Annotated in this window: 4 protein-coding genes; 3 read left to right on the top strand and 1 reads right to left on the bottom strand. The window is 36.8% G+C overall.

What is annotated here, in order from left to right:
- The first annotated feature begins 249 nt into the window (after nucleotides 1–249).
- Both lplA and M3210_RS19470 read left to right on the top strand, forming a co-directional pair.
- Entirely contained in the window at nucleotides 250–1,245 is a 996-nt protein-coding gene (gene lplA / locus M3210_RS19465; RefSeq protein WP_251517885.1) for a lipoate--protein ligase, read from the top strand.
- Nucleotides 1,246–1,470: 225 nt separating this feature from the next.
- Nucleotides 1,471–2,016, top strand: a complete 546-nt coding sequence (locus M3210_RS19470) for a competence protein ComK (RefSeq protein ID WP_251517888.1) — start codon at nucleotides 1,471–1,473, stop codon at nucleotides 2,014–2,016.
- Here M3210_RS19470 and M3210_RS19475 read toward each other — a convergent pair.
- Nucleotides 1,989–2,390: a YhjD family protein gene (locus M3210_RS19475; protein WP_251517889.1), complete on the bottom strand. Its 402-nt coding sequence runs from the start codon at nucleotides 2,388–2,390 to the stop codon at nucleotides 1,989–1,991. The genes M3210_RS19470 and M3210_RS19475 overlap by 28 nt on opposite strands.
- Before the next feature lie 183 nt (nucleotides 2,391–2,573).
- Here M3210_RS19475 and M3210_RS19480 point away from each other — a divergent pair, with 183 nt between their 5' ends.
- Nucleotides 2,574–3,233: a TVP38/TMEM64 family protein gene (locus tag M3210_RS19480; RefSeq protein WP_251517892.1), complete on the top strand. Its 660-nt coding sequence runs from the start codon at nucleotides 2,574–2,576 to the stop codon at nucleotides 3,231–3,233.
- Nucleotides 3,234–3,812: the final 579 nt, after the last annotated feature.

Below are 3,812 nucleotides of genomic sequence, written 5' to 3' on the forward strand. Positions count from 1 at the left end.
TTCGTCTTTCGCAAATCACCACGCACACAGAGGCTCCATGTCAAGCCTTCACATATCTATTCAAATAAGCTTCAAAGCACAACCAAAAAACTAACTTAAATGTGTCCTAAATATTGACGTAGATCCAAATCTTCAGAGGAATTTTGTGCTGTTATACTACAATCGTCAGTTGGCTTAGTTAATTGCTTTACTTTTTTGTTTACATTAAACTAATGTTAGATATTTCATTCATTAGAGGAGGAGCAATAGATGAAGTTTATAGACAACAAAGGAATTACAGATCCAATGATTAATCTTGCAATTGAAGAATACATTCTAGAGAATTTTGGTGAAAAAGATACATACTTGCTCTTTTACGTGAACGGACCGTCTATCATCATTGGACGGAATCAAAACACGATTGAAGAAATCAATACGGAATATGTGGAAAAACATAATATCAAAGTTGTTCGCAGGCTTTCTGGTGGCGGTGCGGTATACCATGATGAAGAAAACTTGAATTTCAGCTTTATCACGAAGGATGATGGGGAGAGTTTCCAAAACTTCCAGAAGTTCACTCAGCCTATCGTTGATGCACTTAATGAAAGAGGAGTCCCTGCAGAACTACAAGGTCGAAATGATATTGCTGTTGAAGGACGCAAGATATCCGGAAATGCGATGTTTTCTACAAAAGGTCGTATGTTCAGCCATGGGACATTAATGCTTAATTCTAAAATTGAAGAGCTGACAAAGGCATTAAAAGTGAAGAAGATAAAAATTGAATCAAAAGGAATCAAGTCTGTAAGAAGCCGTGTTGCGAATATAAACGAATTCCTTGAGGAAAAACTGACAATCGATGAGTTTAAGGAAATGATTTTAAAGCACGTATTTGAGGTGGAAGATGTAAAGGATGTTCCGCAATATGTGTTGACCGAAGAAGATTGGGAAAAAATCCATGAGATCTCTCGCAATCGTTACCAAAAGTGGGAGTGGAACTATGGAAAATCACCTGAATTTAATATTCAAGAAGAATATAAATTTCCAGCCGGTCTTGTCGATGTCCGTTTAAATGTAAAAAAAGGAATGATTGAAGATTGCACGATTTTTGGTGACTTCTTTGGAATTGGTGATATCAAAGAATTAGAACAAAAATTAATCGGTCTTCGTCACGATCGTAAAACGATTGAAGCAGCATTGGAAGATTTCCCAGTTTCTCATTATTTAGGAAAAATCTCAAAAGAAGATTTTATTAATTTATTGTATTGATTTGGGTTTAAAGACCCATATGCGTGAATCTGTTTTGCTCATAATAAAAGCATCTATAGAAAAGTCTATAGATGCTTTTGTCGTTTTAATAGCATATTTTGCAGTTACTTTTTTACGATTTGTTAGATTTTTTGATAAATTTAGCTTTTTTAGCTTTCTTTTTACCTAGGTATTTGTTATTATATTAGCAAGCCGCTTTCTTTTCCATAGGAAAGGAAGTTCACTATGGAAAAACAAATTTTCACAGCTTATCATGAAATTAGTCCTTTGACGATGGCGGTAATCGCCAGTCGAGATGAAGGAGGTAGGCCAATCAGTTACATTTTAGAGGAAACTGCAGAGTACGTCAGCACGAAACCCCCGAGTAAACTCATCGATGCCGCTTGTATGTTTTTTGGAAGCAGTCTGAAAGGAAGGCAAGAAGGTACCAAGAATATTAGTGGGCTTACCCATAAGGTTCCGATTTCCATTGATCCTGCAAGTGGGATGTATTTCTTCCCTACATACTCCCCAATGAGTCCAAAATGCTCATGGATCGCCCATTCACATGTTGATCGAGTACAAGAATTGCCAGAAGGACGGACGGAAATCATTTTCAGAAATGGTAAGACCATTGTTTTAGATGTTTCTTATGGTTCCATGCTTAATCAAATCCGTCGTACGGCACAGTTCAGATTCCTTCTTGATAATCGGATGAGGAATATTAAAAAGGGATTTGTAGCTGAACGCTACCCATCTAAAAATTATGAGTTAGATGAGGTGGAAAGCTGAACGTTTTGCTCGAGTGCTGAAAGAGCATGAACGAGAAGTTCCTGGATGATTGTTTCCACTTTTTTACGTATTGTTGGATTAAAAAAATTACGTTTTTCTTCCCTGCCTTGGCATAGAAAAAGGAAGGAGGAGAAGGAATCGTTCTTATTTAATGTAACAACCTCTATCGATTGTTTTTTCATTCTGATTCTTAACTCCCTCCGCTCTTCCAACGCAAGAGACTCCATTTTTTTTAACATTTCCAGATAAGGTGCCTTTATTTTAAACGCCCCTTGCTCAACATTTCGGATGTCTAACCTAATTACAGCAATTGCCATAGAAAGGAAAAGAAAACGAGAGGCAATGGAATATTCTTCCTCAGTTAGAAAACGCATGAGTCATTCTCCTTTTAGAACATATGTTTGTGTTTTTATTATACGCTATAACTGAAAAAAATACTACAAAATAATATTATGGAAAAGAAAGTGGCAAATTTTCGGTATATAACTAGGAATTATTTCTGTGATAATTTAAAATAAAAGAAACGTGTTTGATCTGACTGAGGAGAATATAAATAAATGTATGTACTTGACACTATAACATTTCATAATTGGAGAACCGTATTAAAGAACGAAGAACTAGATGATTTTATTCAGCAGCTTTTAAATCAATATGAAGGGCTCGGCCCCTTACCTGGAATTTTATTGCCATTTATAGAAGCATTTTTACCGTTTCTGCCTTTGATGGTATTTGTGTTGGGTAATGCTGCCGCTTATGGGTTGTTGAAAGGATTCTTCTATTCGTGGATTGGTGCATGTATTGGCGCCATCCTTGTATTTTTTCTAATGAGAAGGCTATCAAGTGTAGGATGGGTAGAACGTAAAATAATGAAAAACAAGCAAGTTTCCCGAGTGACGAAATGGGTCGAACGACATGGTTTCGGTCCATTGTTCTTGCTATTATGTTTTCCGTTTTCGCCATCTGCCATCATCAACGTTGTTGCAGGTTTTTCCAAGGTAAGTACGCAACAATTCATATTGGCTGTACTATTAGGAAAGACAGTGATGATTTTTTCCATAGCGTATGTGGGATCAAGCATAATGGAATTTGCCCAAAACCCAATGAAAACGATTGTCGTTTTAATAGGAATGTGTTTATTTTGGTTTTTAGGGAAATATGTCGAAGGAAGATTGCAACAGAAAGATATAAAGAAAGCATCTCCAAAAACAGACAATTAAAAACGGTAGGATGAGGCTTATATCTCTGGTAAAATAGAGATATAAGCCTTTTTATTGGTTACTGGTGAGGTTTTTAACGACACGAAAGCGAAAAAATCATCTTCGTTCGTGCACATAGAAAGGTTCTAAGGACACGAAAGCGTAGAAAGCACCTTCGTTCGAGTGCATAGAAGTGTTCTAAGGACACGAAAGCATAGAAAGCATCCTCGTTCGTGCACTTAGAAGTGATCTAATGACACGAAAGCGTGGAAAGCACCTTCGTTCATGCACTTAGAAGTGTTCTAACGACACGAATGCGCAGATATCATCCTCGTTCGTGCACCTAGAAGTGTTCTAAGGACACGAAAGCGTAGAAATCATCCTCGTTCGTGCACCTAGAAGTGTTCTAATGACACGAAAGCATAGAAATCATCCTCGTTCGTGCACCTAGAAGTGTTCTAAGGACACGAAAGCGATAACGTCCTTATAATTGTGTAAAAAGGTATAAAAAAATAGGTCATCTTCCAGACCCATGTTAAAATATTTTCGACCAAGAAAACAACACATGGAGGTAGGAAAAGATGACCCAAATAAATATTA

Source organism: Oceanobacillus luteolus (genome assembly GCF_023715655.1).
In the GTDB taxonomy this organism is placed as follows: Bacteria; Bacillota; Bacilli; order Bacillales; family Amphibacillaceae; genus Oceanobacillus; species Oceanobacillus luteolus.